This is a genomic window from Corynebacterium faecale (assembly GCF_030408735.1).
Classification (GTDB): domain Bacteria; phylum Actinomycetota; class Actinomycetes; order Mycobacteriales; family Mycobacteriaceae; genus Corynebacterium; species Corynebacterium faecale.
In genome coordinates this window covers 2,434,153-2,451,342 of the sequence record NZ_CP047204.1, presented here as the reverse complement: position 1 = coordinate 2,451,342, position 17,190 = coordinate 2,434,153, and the positions used below count along the sequence as shown (strand labels likewise).

Annotated in this window: 15 protein-coding genes, 1 tRNA gene and 1 pseudogene; 13 read left to right on the top strand and 4 right to left on the bottom strand. The window is 58.7% G+C overall.

What is annotated here, in order from left to right:
- Positions 1-15 precede the first annotated feature (15 nt).
- From pstA to CFAEC_RS11155, 3 genes are all read left to right on the top strand, one after another.
- On the top strand, positions 16-948 hold the full coding sequence (gene pstA, locus CFAEC_RS11165; protein ID WP_290276846.1) for a phosphate ABC transporter permease PstA: 933 nt from the start codon (positions 16-18) through the stop codon (positions 946-948).
- Between the two features lie 44 nt (positions 949-992).
- Positions 993-1,766, top strand: coding sequence for a phosphate ABC transporter ATP-binding protein PstB (pstB, locus tag CFAEC_RS11160; protein ID WP_290276844.1), 774 nt, complete (start codon positions 993-995; stop codon positions 1,764-1,766).
- A gap of 106 nt (positions 1,767-1,872) precedes the next feature.
- Entirely contained in the window at positions 1,873-3,030 is a 1,158-nt protein-coding gene (locus tag CFAEC_RS11155) for a cytochrome P450 (RefSeq protein WP_290276843.1), read from the top strand.
- Here the strand turns inward: CFAEC_RS11155 and CFAEC_RS11150 are convergent.
- Positions 3,027-3,785, bottom strand: a complete 759-nt coding sequence (locus tag CFAEC_RS11150) for a phosphate signaling complex PhoU family protein (RefSeq protein ID WP_290276841.1) — start codon at positions 3,783-3,785, stop codon at positions 3,027-3,029. The two genes, CFAEC_RS11155 and CFAEC_RS11150, sit on opposite strands and share 4 nt — an antisense overlap.
- Positions 3,786-3,865: 80 nt before the next feature.
- The gene (gene dusB / locus CFAEC_RS11145) at positions 3,866-5,011 is read right to left on the bottom strand and encodes a tRNA dihydrouridine synthase DusB (RefSeq protein ID WP_290276840.1); all 1,146 of its coding nucleotides are present in this window, start codon (positions 5,009-5,011) and stop codon (positions 3,866-3,868) included.
- Positions 5,012-5,510: 499 nt separating this feature from the next.
- Here dusB and scpC point away from each other — a divergent pair, with 499 nt between their 5' ends.
- The 6 genes from scpC (at position 5,511) to CFAEC_RS11115 (ending at position 10,243) form a co-directional block, all read left to right on the top strand.
- Positions 5,511-7,034: a succinyl-CoA:acetate CoA-transferase ScpC gene (gene scpC, locus CFAEC_RS11140; RefSeq protein WP_290276838.1), complete on the top strand. Its 1,524-nt coding sequence runs from the start codon at positions 5,511-5,513 to the stop codon at positions 7,032-7,034.
- Positions 7,035-7,207: 173 nt separating this feature from the next.
- On the top strand, positions 7,208-8,497 hold the full coding sequence (locus CFAEC_RS11135) for a cytochrome P450 (protein ID WP_290276836.1): 1,290 nt from the start codon (positions 7,208-7,210) through the stop codon (positions 8,495-8,497).
- 84 nt (positions 8,498-8,581) lie between these two features.
- Positions 8,582-8,657: transfer RNA gene (locus CFAEC_RS11130), tRNA-Lys, on the top strand.
- A 379-nt stretch (positions 8,658-9,036) separates the two neighbouring features.
- Positions 9,037-9,345: a transposase gene (locus CFAEC_RS11125; protein ID WP_290276834.1), complete on the top strand. Its 309-nt coding sequence runs from the start codon at positions 9,037-9,039 to the stop codon at positions 9,343-9,345.
- Entirely contained in the window at positions 9,342-10,046 is a 705-nt protein-coding gene (locus CFAEC_RS11120; RefSeq protein WP_353960111.1) for an IS3 family transposase, read from the top strand. The genes CFAEC_RS11125 and CFAEC_RS11120 overlap by 4 nt, the downstream gene beginning before the upstream one ends.
- On the top strand, positions 10,010-10,243 hold the full coding sequence (locus CFAEC_RS11115; RefSeq protein WP_290276832.1) for an integrase core domain-containing protein: 234 nt from the start codon (positions 10,010-10,012) through the stop codon (positions 10,241-10,243). The genes CFAEC_RS11120 and CFAEC_RS11115 overlap by 37 nt, the downstream gene beginning before the upstream one ends.
- Here CFAEC_RS11115 and CFAEC_RS11110 read toward each other — a convergent pair.
- Both CFAEC_RS11110 and CFAEC_RS11105 read right to left on the bottom strand, forming a co-directional pair.
- On the bottom strand, positions 10,150-11,388 hold the full coding sequence (locus CFAEC_RS11110; protein WP_290276830.1) for an IS1249 family transposase: 1,239 nt from the start codon (positions 11,386-11,388) through the stop codon (positions 10,150-10,152). The genes CFAEC_RS11115 and CFAEC_RS11110 overlap by 94 nt on opposite strands.
- A 110-nt stretch (positions 11,389-11,498) precedes the next feature.
- A pseudogene (locus tag CFAEC_RS11105) lies at positions 11,499-12,838 on the bottom strand (IS256 family transposase).
- Positions 12,839-12,897: 59 nt separating this feature from the next.
- Between CFAEC_RS11105 and CFAEC_RS11100 the strand changes: the two are divergent.
- From CFAEC_RS11100 to CFAEC_RS11085, 4 genes are read left to right on the top strand one after another with little or no spacing between them, the layout of a single operon-like run.
- Positions 12,898-14,496: a SpaH/EbpB family LPXTG-anchored major pilin gene (locus CFAEC_RS11100; protein WP_353960131.1), complete on the top strand. Its 1,599-nt coding sequence runs from the start codon at positions 12,898-12,900 to the stop codon at positions 14,494-14,496.
- Positions 14,496-15,437, top strand: a complete 942-nt coding sequence (locus tag CFAEC_RS11095) for a class C sortase (protein WP_290276828.1) — start codon at positions 14,496-14,498, stop codon at positions 15,435-15,437. Before CFAEC_RS11100 ends, CFAEC_RS11095 begins: the two co-directional genes overlap by 1 nt.
- 49 nt (positions 15,438-15,486) lie before the next feature.
- Positions 15,487-16,344 carry an alpha/beta fold hydrolase gene (locus CFAEC_RS11090; protein WP_290276827.1) on the top strand — a complete coding sequence of 286 codons (858 nt, stop codon included), beginning with the start codon at positions 15,487-15,489 and terminating at the stop codon, positions 16,342-16,344.
- Between the two features lie 43 nt (positions 16,345-16,387).
- Positions 16,388-17,125, top strand: coding sequence for a DsbA family oxidoreductase (locus CFAEC_RS11085; protein ID WP_290276825.1), 738 nt, complete (start codon positions 16,388-16,390; stop codon positions 17,123-17,125).
- The last annotated feature ends 65 nt before the right edge of the window (positions 17,126-17,190 follow it).

The following is a 17,190-nucleotide window of genomic DNA, read 5'->3' as shown; positions in this document are numbered from 1 at the left end:
AGGGTCTACAACACAATGACTAACAACATTTCCGCAGTTGACACACCGCGCATGGATGAGCAGCTCAAGAACAGCTCCGCATTCACCGATATCTCCAGCCGCCGCAAGGGCGTCGATGTCTTTGTCACCGTCCTGATCTACCTGGCGATGTTCATCGCCGCCATCCCACTCGTCTGGGTTCTGTGGACAGTGATCTCAAGGGGCCTGGGCCCGATCCTCACCGCTGACTGGTGGACCACCTCCCAGCAGGGTGTCCTCCTCCAGCTCCCCGGTGGCGGTGCTCTCCACGCCATCATCGGCACCCTGGTTCAGGCGCTGATCACCTCGGTCTTTTCCATCCCGATCGGCATTTTCACCGCCATCTACCTGGTGGAATACTCCAACGGTAACCGCCTCGGCCGCATCACCACCTTCATGGTGGACATCCTCACCGGTGTCCCATCCATCGTCGCCGCACTGTTCATCTACTCCATGTGGATCGTGCTGTTCGGCTTCAGCCGCTCCGGCCTCGCCGTCGCCCTCTCACTGATCATCCTCATGGTTCCGGTGATCATCCGAAACACCGAGGAAATGCTGCGCGTGGTTCCCCACGATCTCCGTGAAGCCTCCTATGCACTGGGTGTGCCCAAGTGGAAGACCATCGCCAAGATCGTTCTGCCAACCGCCCTCTCCGGAATCGTCACCGGTGTCATGCTGGCCATCGCCCGCATCATGGGTGAGTCCGCACCTGTTCTGGTCCTGGTGGGTTCCACCCAGGCCATCAACTGGAACCCTGCTGAAGGCCCACAATCCTCACTGCCACTGATGATGCTCGATATGTACAAGGCCGGTACCTCACCGGGAACCCTGGACAAGCTGTGGGGCGCAGCCCTCACCCTGGTCATCATCATCGCGGTACTCAACATCGGCGCCCGTCTGATTTCAGCCAAGTTCTCAGTCAAGCAGTAGTCCCACACATTCCACGCAACACCCTTTCAGGAGAAAACCCAGCGATGTCGAAGCTCAAGCTCAATGATGTCAACATCTACTACGGCGATTTCCATGCCGTCCAGAACGTCAACCTGGATGTTCCAGCGCGTTCCGTCACCGCCTTCATCGGCCCATCCGGTTGCGGTAAGTCCACCGTGCTGCGTTCCATCAACCGCATGCACGAGGTCATCCCGGGCGCCTACGTCGAGGGTGAGATCCTCCTCGACGGTGAGAACATCTACGGCTCCAAGATCGACCCGGTAGCAGTGCGCAACACCATCGGCATGGTCTTCCAGAAGGCCAACCCGTTCCCCACCATGTCCATCGAGGACAATGTCGTGGCCGGCCTGCGTCTGTCCGGTGAGAAGAACAAGAAGAAGCTCAAGGAGGTTGCCGAGCAGTCACTGCGCTCCGCCAACCTGTGGGAAGAGGTCAAGGACCGTCTGGACAAGCCCGGTGGTGGTCTCTCCGGTGGTCAGCAGCAGCGTCTGTGCATCGCCCGTGCAATCGCCGTCGAGCCTGAGGTGCTCCTCATGGATGAGCCCTGCTCCGCCCTGGACCCGATTTCCACCCTGGCTGTGGAGGACCTCATCCACCAGCTGAAGGAAGACTTCACCATCGTCATCGTGACCCACAACATGCAGCAGGCTGCACGTGTGTCCGATCAGACCGCGTTCTACTCCCTCGAGGCAACCGGCAAGCCGGGCCGCCTGGTGGAGCTGGGACCAACCAAGAAGATCTTCGAGAACCCTGACAACAAGGAGACCGAGGACTACATCTCCGGTCGTTTCGGATAGTCCACTTCTGGGTGAAGGACCGCTGTGCGCACTGTGCACAGCGGTCCTTCTTCTATGACGGGGTATGGATTCTGGGGCTAGGATCGGTGGCACAACTCTTCAGGCGATGTCGGAGGAAGAAATGCGGGATGAAAATTTGCGGGATGACTACAGCTTGCAGGGGGCGGAACCACGGGCAGTGACCGATAAGGCACGCAGGCAGGGCCCCGTCGCCCGTTTGGATGGCACCTGGACAGTCCTGGGGCATGCAGAGGCCCAGGCGGTGGCCCGGAACCCCCAGGTGTTCTCTTCAGCAGTCTCGCGATTCCTACAGCTGCCCAATGGCCTCGACGGGCTCGAACACTGGCAGTTCCGCTCACTGATCGACCGTTATCTCACGCCCACCATCGTGGCGGAGCTCAACCCCATGTTCATTGATATAGCTTCCGAGACTCTCCGGTGGGGTGAGGAAGATGTGGTGACGCATCAAGCGGATGCGATTGAACTCGGTGCCACCTTCTCAGTACGTGCCATGACCGGCTGGCTGGGGTGGCCACAGGAGCTGGAGGAGCGGTTGGTGGCCTGGGTGCGCAGCAACAATGCAGCTTCTCCGGAGGACCTTGCGCAGACCACCGCAGTGGCGGAGGAATTCGATGAGATCATCCGTGAGGTGGTGGAACCCCGTTTGGCAGATGAGTCGATCCAGGACGTGACAGCCCGGTTGGTGCACGATACCTCGCTGGGGCGGCGCCTGGAGTTCGGGGAGATCGTATCGATCCTGCGCAACTGGACCGGCGGTGACCTGAGTTCCATGGCGCTGTGCATCGGTGTGGTGGTGCAGGGCCTGGCGGAGAACCCCGCGGTGCAGGAACGTATTCACGGGGGAGTCTCTGACCTTGAGCTGGAGGCCATGATCGATGAGTTTCTGCGAATGGACAGCCCTTTCGTGAGTAACCGCCGGGTGGCCACCTGTCCGGTGACACTTGCCGGCCAGGATATCGGGGAGGGGGAGCAGGTTAACATCAACTGGACCTCCGCCAACCGTGATGAACGCGCCTTCAGTGATCCTGATGCCTTCGAGCCGTATCATCTGGCACGGAATCTTGTCTGGGGTGCCGGCCCACATGAATGCCCCGGACGGGATCTCTCCATGGCGGAACTGCGCGCTTTTACCCGGGCGCTCGTCCAGACATGGGTGGTCACTCCGACGGTTGCTGGGGCCGTGCGTGCCACCTACCCGTTGGGCGGATATATCTCCGTGCCTGTGGAGCTGACGCGACGTTAGTGGCCCTGCGTGCCGGGGTTGATCTGGCGGCTGCTGAACTGGCGTTCCAACTCCATCCAGCGGCGTTCCACATCGGCCTCGATCTCATCGTGCTTGCGCTTGCGCATGTACTCCTTGGGTTGGAGGCCGCTGGAGAGATAAACAATGCGGGCAGCCACATTCACCGTGTGGTCAGCGAAACGCTCATAGAAACGCGATAACAGGGCCAGGTCCACCGCGTTGCGTGCGCTGTATTTCCACGGCCGCGCGGTGAGGATCCGCATGAGGTGGTGGTGGAGATCATCCACGGCGTCATCATCGGAGGCGAGGTCAAGAGCGATGTCTGCGTTCGGGTTGATGAGTATCTGACGGATCTTGTCCGTCATCTCATCCACTAAGCGAGCCAGCTCCTGAATATACCCCTGGAATTCGGCAGGTACCACAGGTTCCGGGTGACGGCGCCGGGCCGCGTTGGCCACATGCATTCCGAGCGCACCCATGCGACTGAAGTCCTCAACGATATAGATGGAGGAGACCACCTGGCGCAGATCGCGGGCCAGAGGGGTTTCCAGTGCGAGGAGCTCCACCGCCTGCACCTCACAGCGTAAGCGGATCTCCTCCAGCTGGTCGGCATTGGACAGGGCATCTTCCGCGGACGCCAGAGAGGAGCGAAGGAGGGCATCCGATGCCTTCGCCATGGTGTCCCTGGTGAGGTCGCACAGGATAATCAGGTCATGTGCAAACTGGTCGAGTTGCTGTCTGTATGCAATACGCATGCGCACCACTATAAGCCCTCCATGACGGGACCGCAGGCCATAGAGAGTTACTGGTCGAGACAAAGCTGGAGGTGGGGAGCCTAGCCTCCTGAGTTCTCCATCTCAGCGCCCACCGGCACGGTATCGTCCTCCGGATCGTCCAGCCAGCCGTCGGGAAGTGCCACCTTGGCGGAAGATCCCTTCCGGCCGCGGGCCCCATCGGCGTCCTCTGCCCTGTCGGTGGCATCCGCCCAGGGCGCCAGGAGATCTTCGAGTTCCACATAGGTGGAGACACGTGCCAGGTTGGCCCGGAATTCCCCGCCGACCGGGAAGCCGCGAAGGTACCAACCCATGTGCTTACGCAGATCGCGGATGCCCTTGAGTTCACCGTCGTGCTGCATGAGTAGTTCGGCGTGGCGGAGGATGATCCGTGTGACCTCACCGAAGGTGGGTTCCTCCGGAATGGCCTCGCCGCGGACTGCTGCGGAGAGCTCCGCGAACAACCAGGGGCGGCCGAGACAACCGCGTCCGACCACCACACCATCGCAGCCGGTCTGTTCCATCATGCGGGTGGCATCATCGGCGGCGAAGATGTCTCCATTGCCCAGAACAGGCACACCCGTATCAGCCAGGTGCTCCTTGAGGCGGGCGATCTCATTCCAATCAGCCTCACCGGAATAACGCTGGGCTGCGGTGCGGGCGTGCAGGGCCACTGACTTGGCGCCGGCATCCACGGCGATGCGTCCGGCGTCCAGGTGCGTGTGGTGTTCGTCGTCAATGCCCACGCGGAACTTCACGGTGACCGGGATGTCCGTGCCCTCGGTCGCGCGGACGGCGGCGGAGACGATGTTTTCAAAGAGGCGACGCTTGTACGGGATCGCCGAGCCACCACCACGGCGGGTGACCTTGGGCACCGGGCAACCGAAGTTCATATCAATGTGATCAGCCAGGTTCTCATCCACGATCATCTTCGCGGCCTCATAGGTGTACTGCGGATCAACCGTGTACAGCTGCAGGCTGCGGGGATTCTCATCCGGGGCGAAAGTGGTCATGTGGAGGGTCTTCTCATTGCGTTCCACCAGGGCTCGCGCCGTGACCATCTCACAGATATAGAGCCCCGATATCGTCCCGGTGCGCTGTAGTTCCTGCTCACGGCACAGCGTGCGGAATGCCACATTGGTGACCCCGGCCATGGGGGCCAGAATCACCGGGGAAGCGAGGTCAAAGGGTCCGATCTTCAGAGTCACACTTCCCATTGTCCTCCCTATACCGCAGTGGGCAAAATGCGGGCGGTGGTTGTGAGCTGATCCCCTATGCACAGATCCGCTCCGTTGTCCCGGATTGTGAACCTTGTTACCCCTGCGTTGCGGATGAAGTGGCCTGAGAATCAGTAGATTCCATCCCGAAACCTTTGGTATCTGCGTGCCTGTAGATACGGCACGTGTCAAGGAGGGGGTGGAAAATGGTCTCTATTAGTGCTGATCACACCCCAAATTCGGACATTCATCCATCGAATGGTTTATCCTTATGAGCACAACATAATAAAGTGGGGTACATCATAAAGCATCCGCGGTAGTGATTTCGCCGGGCGGTGGTTAATCCCTTTGAGTGACCATCTCAAGGGGTTTCCATCCGGGAGAAAGCCACAACCTCGGTATCTTTATGTGTTCACTGTGCGCCGCAAGACATCATTTCGCCGGTGCCGCACCATGTGGTGTGGTTCCCGGTCACCTGAGGAGGTAACCAATGTCAGATCGTATTGCTTCGGAGAAGCTGCGTTCCAAGGTCATGTCTGCCGATGAGGCAGCCAAGTTCGTCAACGCCGGAGACAAGGTCGGTATGTCCGGCTTCACCGGTGCTGGCTACCCGAAGGCCCTGCCAACCGCCATCGCCAACCGCGCGAAGGAAGCACACGCAGCAGGATCCGAGTACGCGATTGATCTGTTCACCGGTGCATCCACCGCACCTGACTGCGATGGTGTCCTGGCAGAAGCCGATGCTGTCCGTTTCCGTATGCCATATGCCTCCGACCCGATCATGCGTAACAAGATCAACGAGGGCAAGATGGGTTACTCCGACATCCACCTGTCCCACTCGGGCCAGTACGTGGAGAACGGCTTCTTCGGCAAGCTGAACGTCGCCGTCGTCGAGGCAGTCCGCATCACCGAGGAAGGCCACATCGTGCCATCCTCCTCCGTGGGCAACAACGTTGAGTACCTCGCAGCTGCAGAGAAGATCATCATCGAGGTCAACTCCTGGCAGTCCCTCGACCTCGAGGGCATGCACGATATCTGGAACATGCCGAAGCTGCCCAACCGCATCGCTATCCCAATCAACAACGCCGGCGACCGCATCGGTAAGTCCTACATCGAGATCGACACCGACAAGGTTGTCGCCGTGGTGGAGACCAACACCCCGGACCGCAACGCGCCGTTCAAGCCAGTCGATGAGATCTCCCAGAAGATCGCCGGCAACTTCCTTGATTTCCTGGAGGGCGAGGTCGCCGCTGGCCGCCTGTCCTACGACGGTTACATCATGCAGTCCGGTGTGGGCAACGTCCCCAACGCCGTGATGGCAGGCCTGCTGGACTCCAAGTTCGAGAACATCCAGGCCTACACCGAGGTCATCCAGGACGGCATGGTCGACCTGATTGACGCCGGCAAGATGACTGTCGCCTCCGCAACCTCCTTCTCCCTCTCCCCTGAGTACGCAGAGAAGATGAACAACGAGGCAGCACGCTACCGCGAGTCCATCATCCTGCGCCCACAGCAGATCTCCAACCACCCTGAGGTCATCCGTCGCGTTGGTCTGATCGCCACCAACGGTCTCATCGAGGCGGACATCTACGGCAACGTGAACTCCACCAACGTCTCCGGCTCCCGGGTCATGAACGGCATCGGCGGCTCCGGCGACTTCACCCGCAACGCCTACATCTCCTCCTTCATCACCCCGTCTGAGGCCAAGGGCGGCGCCATCTCCGCGATTGTGCCTTTCGCCTCCCACATCGACCACACCGAGCACGATGTCATGGTGGTCATCTCCGAGTACGGTTACGCCGACCTGCGTGGCCTGGCACCTCGTGAGCGTGTGTCCAAGATGATCGCCCTGGCGCATCCTGACTACCGCCCACTGCTGGAGGAGTACTACGCACGCGCCACCTCCGGCGACAACAAGTTCATGCAGACCCCTCATGACCTGGCTACCGCGTTTGATTTCCACCGCAGCCTGGCCAAGAACGGCTCCATGAAGCTGCAGGACCAGCTGGTCTAATTCAGCACCGCTGTGACACCGCCCCCGGATTCTTCCTGGGGCGGTTTGTGCATTCCCGAACTGTGTGGTGAACCGGTCACCGATGCACGTAGCGGAGAAAATATGGATGATGGGCGGGGAGCAAGGAAACGTCACTGAACCCCACACCCCATTGATGGAAGAAGGTCCAACCGATGTCCACTGAATCCTCCTGCCCCTTCTCCCCGGGCGAGCAGGCCCCCAATCTGCTGCGCAAAGGCTACCTGTTCGCCTCCCATCTGCGGAGCAAGGCTGGCATATCCCCTGAATCCAACACACCGGTGCGCGCCCGCATGCTGTTCAAACCGGTCACCCTGGTCCGTGGCTCTAAGGGGGTGGAGCTGTTCTATGATTCTGAGCGGATCAAACGCGATGGCGGCATGCCCATGGTCATCCGTGGCCCACTCTTCGGGCACAAGGCGGTGCACACCCTCGACGCGGAGGAGCACCGGGTGCGCAAACATCAGATGGCTGATATCGCCTATGACGATGAGCAGGTGACGGCCTTCGACACCCTGGTCAAGGAGGAAGTGGACCGGGTGCTCGCGGACTGGGCCCGCACACCCGGCACGGTCTACAAAGGTGCGGCGCTGGCCTTCGGTCGCGCGGCTTTCCGGTGGGCCGGGCTTGATCTGAACAACCGCGAGGCCGATCGCCGGGCCTGGCAGATGGCTGAACTGGTCTACCGATTCGGCCACCCCATCAAGGGCCACGCCACCGCATGGCTCAACCGCGCCCGCCTGGACAAGTGGGCGGAAAAAATCATCACCGAGGTCCGCTCCGGTGACCGCCAGGCACCTCCTGGGAGCGCGCTCGAGGCGATGGCCCGGTTGGCCGGGCCCGACGGTGAGCTTATCGACGCAAAAATCGCCGGCATCGAATTACAGAACCTCACCCGTCCCACCATCGCAGTGTCCCTCTTCGCCTCCTTCGCCGCCGGCGCACTGGTGGATCATCCCGAATGGGTGGAAAAGATCCGCGATGGGGGAGAACCCGTCGCCCTCGCCTTCGCCCAGGAAGTCCGCCGACTCTATCCCTTCGTCCCCATGCTGCCAGCGGTCTCCACCACCGACACCGAGATCCAGGGCTGCCCCGTACACAAAGATGAGCGCGTAATCATCGATGTCTACGGCACCAACACCGACCCCAATGAATGGGAGAACCCCAGCACCTTCGACCCGAACCGGTTCCTCTCACGGGATGATCTGAAAACCCAGGCAGATTATGAGAAGATCACCGCCTTTATCCCCCAGGGCGGTGCCGGCGTCTACACCGGCCACCGCTGCCCGGGCGAAAAGATCACCGTATCTGCACTGACCTCCATGGTGCTGGCACTGTGCCGACCGGAAGTGAACCTCTCCTCCGACCCGGCTGACATCCGCTTCCCATGGACCACGATGCTCACCCGCTCCGAGACCGGCATGCGGGTCCGTGTGAAGCAGTAGAAACGCAGGCAGAGGCACTGAGAAGAGAACTTCCGGGGGGTCGTTTTTCTTCTTCAACCCTCATCAACTAATATGTGCAGAGTTGGGCCTTTAGCTCAGTTGGTAGAGCTACGGACTTTTAATCCGCAGGTCGCGGGTTCGAGCCCCGCAGGGCCCACCATCAACCCCCGTGCACAGTTCAAAAGAACTGTGCACGGGGGTTGAACATTTCAACAATGTCTCAGATACCGGTCCGGGACCTAGTGCTGATGGTGGGGGTTAAGGGACATTTTGCGTGCTTTTACGGCGTGTCGATTTAAGGGACAAAATGTGTGTTTCCCTAGGTCGGCCATTTTCAAGCACCGATCCTAGGTGGGTGAGGTCGGGTTGAGGTTATTTACCTAGCCATCCTTGACGTATCCCCATAGAGTTTGACGGTGTGGCATCGATACCGGTGTCATAGGTGGCTGGGCGCCCATCTTCTTGACCGGGGACCTGACCCCCGTTTGGTAGACACCTAACATCCCAACAATCTGGGACTGAAAGGTAATCTCCACACCATGCCAAGCAAGACCTACACCGAAGAGTTCAGACGCGATGCCGTCGCGCTCTACGAGAACTCCCCGGGCACCTCGCTCCAGACCATCGCCACTGATCTTGGGATCAACCGTGCCACCCTGCATAACTGGCTGAAAAAATACGGCACCGGTGCCCGCACCAAGATCAGCTCTAAGGATTCAGCTTCCCCGGCCTCGGTGACGGAGGCCGAGCGGATTCGACAACTCGAACGAGAAAACGCCCGGCTCCGGGAAGAACGTGACATCCTGCGGAAAGCCGCTAAATATTTCGCGGAAGAGACGAACTGGTGATCCGCTTCCGGTTCGTTGATGACGCCCAGAAGAACCATTCGGTTAAGCGGTTGTGCGAGGTGTTAAAACTCAACAGATCCTCGTTCTATAAATGGAAAAACAGCAGTTCAGCCCGCAGAAAACGCCTCATGTCCGACGCGATCCTCGGCGCCCGCGTCAAGACTGTATTCGCCGTCGAACGCGGTTGCTATGGGGCGAAACGGATCACGGCTGAACTCAAAGACCAGGCCGGTCATGACCCCGTGAACCACAAGCGCGTCGCCCGGGTCATGCGTGAACTCAAATTATTTGGCTATACAAAGAAACGCAAGGTCACCACCACAGTGTCCGATCAGAAGAAACCAGTGTTCCCTGACCTTGTCGGCCGGAAGTTCACTGCTGACAAGCCAAACCAGCTTCTCACGTCGGGGACATCACCTACCTGCCGATTCAGGATGGGTCGAATATGTACCTGGCCACGGTTATTGATTGTTATTCTTAGCAGGTTGGTAGGTTTTTCCATCGCAGATCACATGCGTACTTCCCTGGTGCAGGATGCGCTGCTGATGGCTAAGGGGCAGCGTGGAAGCCTGAAGGGTGCGATTTTCCACTCTGATCACGGAAGTGTTTACACTTCTCATGCGTTCCAAGACACCTGCAAAGAGCTTGGAATTGAGGGCAGTCAATGGGATCAATCGGCACCAGTGCGGACAACGCGTTAGCGGAGTCGTTCAATGCTGCGCTGAAGCGGGAAGTCCTCCAGGATGCCAAGACCTTTGAGAATCAATTGCGCTGCCGTCGGGACGTGTTCCGCTGGTGTATCCGTTACAACACGGTGCGCCGGCATTCCTGGTGTAAATATCTCGCGCCTGCGGTGTTTGAGGAGCGCGGTTCTGTTATCCTGAAATCTGCTTCCTGATTAAATCCTCTGTGTCTACTATCCAGGGGTCGGGCCCCGGCGTCTGGTTTTTCGTGGTTGATCAAGTCCGTGACTTTGGCGAGTGCGACTTGTCCCCACTGTTGCTGCCTGGCGATCTTTACCGGATCGTCAGGCAGCTGCGTGTGTAGGTATAGCCACCAGTCCACCGCGATGCGCTGGTGCTCATCAAACATTCCCCGGTGGGTTCGTGCCAGGGCTTTGATCTGAGCGTTGATCCCACCTTCGAGGCAGTTGGTGGTGGCTTTGATCTTTCTGCTGACTCCTTCTGGTGGGTCGATGTAGGTAAAGAGGTGGCCATCGCGGACGAGTTTTTCCAGGAGTTTGTAGGCACTGCGGTGGCGGTGATGGGTGTACCACCAGGTTTTATTGTTGCGTGCATGCCAGGGGACTTTGTCAGCGGGGACGTCTTTTTTGTAGGTTTTTTCGTTCAACCAATCTCGGTAGATCAGGTAGAACTGTTGTAGCTGTGCGGTCCACTGGGCTGCCTCTTCGGCGGTGGTGACTTTCAGTAGTTTTAGGGATAGTTGTCGGAGTGTTTTCCCTGCGTTGAGCTTGGGTTTTAAGGTGATATGGCGTTGGACGTTGCGTTTAACGTGGACGATGCACCGTTGGATTTTGGTGGTGGGCCAGGTGTCTTTGATGGCTTTGAGTGCTCCTTGTTGGCCATCGGTGGTCACGATCAAGGGTGGTTGGAGTTGATCGAAGAGTCGGGCGTAGTTGTAGGAATCTTCTTTGGTGCACCAGTGCCAGGCGACGACGTGATCGAGGGTGCAGGCCACCAGGAGGCATTTAGTGTTGAAGTAGGTGCCGTCGATGAACAGTTGGTCGTGGACCCGGTGGGGGTCGTTGTTCCGGGGGACGTGGATGAGCCAGGAGTTGTGGAACCAGCGTGTGAGTGTTCGTCGGTTGAGGCCTAGTTCGGCGGCGATGGTGGTGCGTGATTGGGTGCCAAGGATCCAGTTGATGAACAAGGTGAATCGCTTGGGGTGGTGATCATCAGGGCGGGTGTTGGTGGTGGTGGCGTTGCAGGTGGTGCAGCGCCATCTGGTGGTGCCTTTGGAGGTGGTGCCGTTTTTTCGTGTGGGTTTGTGGCAGACCGGGCAGGTGGGTCGTGTTCTGTTCACCTCACTTTTTTAATCGGTGGGTTAGCACAGTCCTGCGGTGGGGTGCGGGATTGAGGGCGTTTCGGGAGGGTGTCAAGAGATTTGTGTGTGGGGCTCCCGGATTTGAAAAGTTAAAGGTAAGCCTCGAAGCGGTCTGGGAACGCCACCGCCATCTGATTAATCGCCTGCTTCCAGTTGGCAACCTTGCGACCCTCGATCAACCGGCCGCTGCTGGCAGCCACCCGTTTTCCCTGCTTGGCGCGTTTCGCAGCCCGCTTATCTTCGATATTGCAGATCATCAACCACAAGGTCTTGATCGCTGAGTCATCATTGGTGAACTGCACCCGATTTCGGGTGGCTTTGCGCAGTTCATTGTTCATCGACTCGATTGAGTTCGTGGTCAAGTCCGCGCCATCGGTGGGAACTGCAGAAACGGGATGAACCGATCCCAGGCATCCCGCCAGACCTTCGCCGATTGTGGGTACTTGACTCCCAGTTCAGATGCTTCAAACTCCTCCAACGCCGTGCGTGCGGTGTCTTCTGTGGGGGCAGTGTAGATCTTCCTCAGCTGGGCCGATACGGCCTTGCGATCGCCGTAGGCCACCCACCGGTTGGCTGCCCGGATCAGGTGCACCACGCAGGTCTGGACCATGGAATCCGGTAAGGCTTGCTTCCACGGCCTGCGGCAAACCTTTAAGCCCATCGCAGCACACAACGAAGACATCGTTGACTCCCCGGGATGCTAGGTTGGCGCAGACATGAGCCCAGAATGAGGCTCCTTCTTCCTTAGCCAACCAGATACCCAGGATGTGCTTGATCCCATCCATATCCACCCCGATGGCGAGGTAGGCGGATTTGTTGACCACCCGGCCCCCGTCACGGACTTTGATGCGTAGCGCATCAAGGAAAATCACTGGGTAAAAGTCATCGAGCTGGCGGTTTTGCCAGATCATCACCTCATCCAAGACGGCATCCGTGATCGCGGAGATCGTCTCGTGGGAAATATCGACCCCCATGGAGGTGATCATGTGGTGCTGGATATCGCGGACAGTCATGCCACCGGCATACAAGCTGATGATCATGTCGTCGACGTCGGTGAGCCGGCGTGAGCCTTTGGGCACCATCGTGGGTAGGAAAGAGCCGTTGCGGTCCCTGGGAACTGTCACATCGACGGGACCGTAGTTGGAATCCACGCGCTTGGGGTGGTACCCGTTGCGGTGATTGCCTTGGTCAGCGGCTGTTTTTGCATCCCGGTCACCGTGCTCGTAGCCGAGGTGGGCATCCATTTCAGCGTTCAGGCCACGGTTGATTTCAGGCCTGGAGCAGGCCCCTGACCAGGTCATTGGCATCGGTGGTGGAGGCGGGCGAGCTCACCGATGAGCTTCGCCATTTCAGGATTGGCGAGCAGTTTCTCTTCGATTGCTTTGATCCGTGCGGAATCTTCTGGGTCTCGTTTAGCCACGGTAGTCATTCTGGTTTATCTCCTTGATGTGAGGGGATTCCCTCACACACAAACCATTAGACACTCTCCTGCTTTCCCTGCCCACGGCCACAGCTCAGTGGAATAATCCTGATGCTGACAATGTTCTTGAAATCCATAAATTTGAGCAGCCTGTTATTTCAGGTGCTGCAGCCAGCGGCCTGCGACAGAACACTGATAACCTCACCCCGGTTTCTGGCGCGACTTTCATCACCAAACGTGTCCCGGGAATTGACCTCACCACAAACAAGGGGCAGCGTGACGCTGCCGCACTGACCATTGATCAGGCTGCCGCTGCGGTATTAGAGCAACCGGTGGCCGCTAAGGCTATTACTGATGTCAATGGTGACGCCACGTTAAAAAATCTGCGCGATGGTCTCTATTATGTGCAGGAAACCGGGATTCCTGCGGGATTCACCGGCGCAGCTCCCTTCCTGGTGGCACTGCCGTTGACTCATCCCACGGAACTGGATGCCTGGCTGAACACGGTGCACGTCTACCCCAAGAATGCCCGGGTGGGCATCAACTTGGATGCATTTGATCAGGATGCGGTGAAGCTCGGCGATACCGTGAACTGGGTTTCACGATCCACTATTCCTCTGCAATCTACTATTGACGGGTACCGGGTCGAGCAGGTCATCAACCCCAAACTTGAACTCACTGGCAGCACCGAAGAGCTCACCGAGTATGTCACTGTGACAATTGAGGGCGTGAATGCTCCTTCCCTTATTCCTGGAGTGGACTACGGCTTAACTTATTCATCCGGCAACCGTACTCTCGTCATTGATCTCCTGGAATCAGGGCTGCGCAAACTGGAGCGGGCTATTGTGCAGGATCCAAGTGCTCAGGTGCGGGTGGATTACGGCACCATCGTGAAGCGTGAAGGCGTCCACACCAATGAGGCTGTGCTCTATCCCAGCCGCGATGCCATTGAAAAGAAATCAAGTGTTAAGGACACAGCAGTTAGCAAATGGGGGCCGCTGTCAGTCACGGTGTTTGAGAATGGGGATCCTTCCAACCTGATCCCCGGCGCATCCTTCCAGCTGTTTCTGACTCCGCAGGATGCTTTCGCCCGACGAAATCCCGTCACTATCAATGGCGTGAGCGAGTGGATCACGGATGAGGATGGGCGTCTGATCATCAATGGCCTGCGGTTCTCTGAGTTTGCTAATGGTCTTGATCGTGAGAGCTCGGATCCCCTCTTCAGGGATTATTGGGTAGTGCCTATCAACACCCCGGGTGGCTGGTCATGGGTGGAGGGGGCGCCGCAGGGAGGTGCCGTATATTCGGACGTTGATTACCAGACCCTGACCTATGTGGTGGAACGCACCAGCGGAAACACAGGTCCGGGCGGTGAAGACACCCCTACACGTTCAGGTCTCATCTTCGGTTGGATCCCCATCTTCTGGGATTTCGGTAGTAGCAGTGGCAGCTCCTTGGAAGATTTCCCTGGTGAGACGGGTTCCGTTGAGGAGCCCACTGTTTCCAACGCTGGTCCACAGGAGGGCACGTCCATTCTGGGTAGGGATGGGTTGGCGTCGACAGGCGCTCAGGTGACCGGACTCATCCTGTTCGCCATCGCCCTGATAGGAGCAGGTTTGTTCTTGGTTTTGGGTAAACGATGCCGGAAAGAGGACGCGGCAGACTGATGAGCATCCTTGTTGCAGAGGTTCCCCAACCAGCCGGCCGACACCGGCTGGTGGCCAAACCTAAACGGACGAAGAAGCAGAAGCAGCGTCTCGCCTCCAATATTCTGCTGCAGATCCTCGCCATGTTTGGTATCGGTTTGCTCATCTATCCAGACGGTGCGGACTGGGTGAACTCGCTTGGGCACAATTCGGAGATTTCCGGTTATGTCCGTGAGGTGGAGAACACCAATCCTGAAGAGCGTCAACGCATCCTGGATGCCGCCTATGCTTATAATGATCAGCTTGAGCCCGGCCCTCTGACCGACCCTTATCTCACCGAGTCCGAGGATGCCGCCCTGGGTAGTGATGTTTACCGTGCCTATGAAGAAATGCTTCGGGTCAGTGGAACAGATGCCGTGGGTACGCTCATGTACTCCGATGTGGAGATTGCACTACCGATCTATCACGGCACCTCCGATGAGGTGATCGGCAAGGGAATCGGGCACTTATATGGGACATCGCTGCCGGTGGGTGGGCCGTCGACACGCTCAGTGCTGACCGCGCACAGCGGTCTGCCGCACGCCAAGCTTTTTACCACCCTGCATAATGCGGAGGTGGGCGATACATTCTGGATTTCCGTGCTCGGTGAAGATCACCACTACCAGGTGCGGGGGCTTGAGACCGTGCTGCCTAATGAGACGGATTCTTTCGAGATCATCGAGGGGGAGGACTGGGTCACTCTGTTCACCTGCACCCCGGTTGGCGTGAACAGTCACCGGTTGTTGGCGCACGCGCAGCGTATCCCCAGCCCTGAGGAAGATACTGATCGGGTGATTGCTGGTGATGGTCTCACCGCTGGTTTCCCCTGGTGGCTAGTGATATTTATCGGAGGATCCGCGCTGGTTGCCCTGATGCTCTTCATGCCGGGGCGTAAGAAGAAGTCGAAGAAGGAAACCGAGTAGGCGACGGTAGCTGGCGTGCCCGACAGTGATAGTTGTTAGGCTAGTTTGAATGATCAATCCATACGAAGCGTTTCTGCCGCTGAAACACCGTACCGGGATTGAACCTGTCCACACCTGGTGGGAATGGCGCGGCCTGCGCGTCCACATCGCCCGTGCCCGCCGCCCAAAGGCACGGGCACGCGTGCTGGTTATCCACGGCATGGGTGCCCACAGCGGTGCTCTTTGGCCACACGCGGCAGCCCTGGCTGAGCGCGGTTTCGAGGTGCTGGCGGTGGATCTGCCACTTTTTGGGCTCACCGTCTGCGAGCCGACGGAGGTGCTTTACGACGACTGGATCGCCCTCCTTGTCAACCTCATCGACGAAGAACACGACGGCAGACCCATGATTCTGTTTGGTGCCAGCGTGGGGGGATTATTGGCGGCAGAGGTGGCGTCGAAAAGCACTCACGTCTCGCACGTGGTGGCCACGTGCCTCATGGACCCGGCCGACCCGCTGGCGCGCCGGAAAATGACCCGTTTCGGCTCACTGGGAATTCTGGCCACACCGTTTCTGAAACTCGCGCCGGGGCGGAAGATGGTCCGGATCCGGGCGCTCGCGCGGATATCCAAGATGAGCCGCAGCCCGGCGTTATCCATGTTGTGTGCCAGTGATGAACTCGGTGGGGGAGTGAAGGTGCCCCTGAGGTTCCTGGTGTCCTACCTGGGTTATAAACACACCATGCCCACCGTGCCCATCACGCTGGTGCATCCTGGTCATGATGACTGGACTCCTGAGCAGCTGAGTCTGCGCACCCTCAAACGGGCGGAGGGGCCCACGGATGTGGTGATGTTGCGGGAATGTGGACACTTTCCGATCGAAGAACCCGGGCTGACCGACCTGTTCGCGGTGTTCGACCGGTTGGAATAGACCGGGTGCCGGCCAGGTTGGACAATGTAGAAACATCAACTAAATGAAGCGAGGATCTGCAGTGGCTGCCAAGATGAAGATTGAAGTGTGGAGCGACATCATGTGCCCGTTCTGCTACATCGGGGACAAGAAGCTTGATGATGCCCTGGCGGAGTTCGGTGACCGCGACCGCATCGAGGTTGAATTCAAGAGCTTTGAACTCATGCCCGGCCTGGAAACCCACCCCATCCGCACCACCAATGAGATGCTCGCGGAAACCAAGGGTATGACCATTGAGCAGGCCCGTCAGATGAACTCCCAGGTGGCGCAGGTCGCGGCAAGCGTCGGACTGGAGATGGACACCGAAACCTCCATCCCCGCCAACACCATCAACGCCCACCGCCTCACCCACCTTGCCAAGAAACACGGCAAGCAGAAGGCCGTGGCGGATGCTCTGTTCCGTGCCTACTTCAATGAACAGAAGAATGTTGATGACCTGGACACCCTCGTTGATATCGCCACAGCCTCTGGTATCGACGCCACCGAAGCACGTGACGTCCTGGAATCCGATGCCTACACCAACGAGGTCCAGCAGGATGTGCATGAGGCCCGCCAGCTCGGCGTGACCGGCGTGCCATTCTTCGTCTTCGACCGCAAATACGCCATCAGCGGCGCGCAGGAGGCGGAGGTTTTCAGCGGAACCATTGAGAAATCCTTCGGCGAATGGGCTGAAGCAAACCCCGCGAGCCCATTCGAGGTCATCGAGGGCCAGACCTGCTCCGTCGACGGCACCTGTAATTAACGCTTTCGCCCCGTGAAATGAGGCTGTGAAAGCCCAGCTCACGGGGCGATTTTGCGTATTCGAGA

Excerpts from the sequence above, each read along its gene's own strand:
- pstA (WP_290276846.1), top strand. The coding sequence starts at position 16 with ATGACTAACAACATTTCCGCAGTTGACACACCGCGCATGGATGAGCAG.
- pstB (WP_290276844.1), top strand. The coding sequence starts at position 993 with ATGTCGAAGCTCAAGCTCAATGATGTCAACATCTACTACGGCGATTTC.
- CFAEC_RS11155 (WP_290276843.1), top strand. The coding sequence starts at position 1,873 with ATGTCGGAGGAAGAAATGCGGGATGAAAATTTGCGGGATGACTACAGC.
- CFAEC_RS11150 (WP_290276841.1), bottom strand. The coding sequence starts at position 3,785 with ATGCGTATTGCATACAGACAGCAACTCGACCAGTTTGCACATGACCTG.
- scpC (WP_290276838.1), top strand. The coding sequence starts at position 5,511 with ATGTCAGATCGTATTGCTTCGGAGAAGCTGCGTTCCAAGGTCATGTCT.
- CFAEC_RS11135 (WP_290276836.1), top strand. The coding sequence starts at position 7,208 with ATGTCCACTGAATCCTCCTGCCCCTTCTCCCCGGGCGAGCAGGCCCCC.
- CFAEC_RS11125 (WP_290276834.1), top strand. The coding sequence starts at position 9,037 with ATGCCAAGCAAGACCTACACCGAAGAGTTCAGACGCGATGCCGTCGCG.
- CFAEC_RS11115 (WP_290276832.1), top strand. The coding sequence starts at position 10,010 with ATGGGATCAATCGGCACCAGTGCGGACAACGCGTTAGCGGAGTCGTTC.
- CFAEC_RS11095 (WP_290276828.1), top strand. The coding sequence starts at position 14,496 with ATGAGCATCCTTGTTGCAGAGGTTCCCCAACCAGCCGGCCGACACCGG.
- CFAEC_RS11090 (WP_290276827.1), top strand. The coding sequence starts at position 15,487 with ATGATCAATCCATACGAAGCGTTTCTGCCGCTGAAACACCGTACCGGG.
- CFAEC_RS11085 (WP_290276825.1), top strand. The coding sequence starts at position 16,388 with ATGAAGCGAGGATCTGCAGTGGCTGCCAAGATGAAGATTGAAGTGTGG.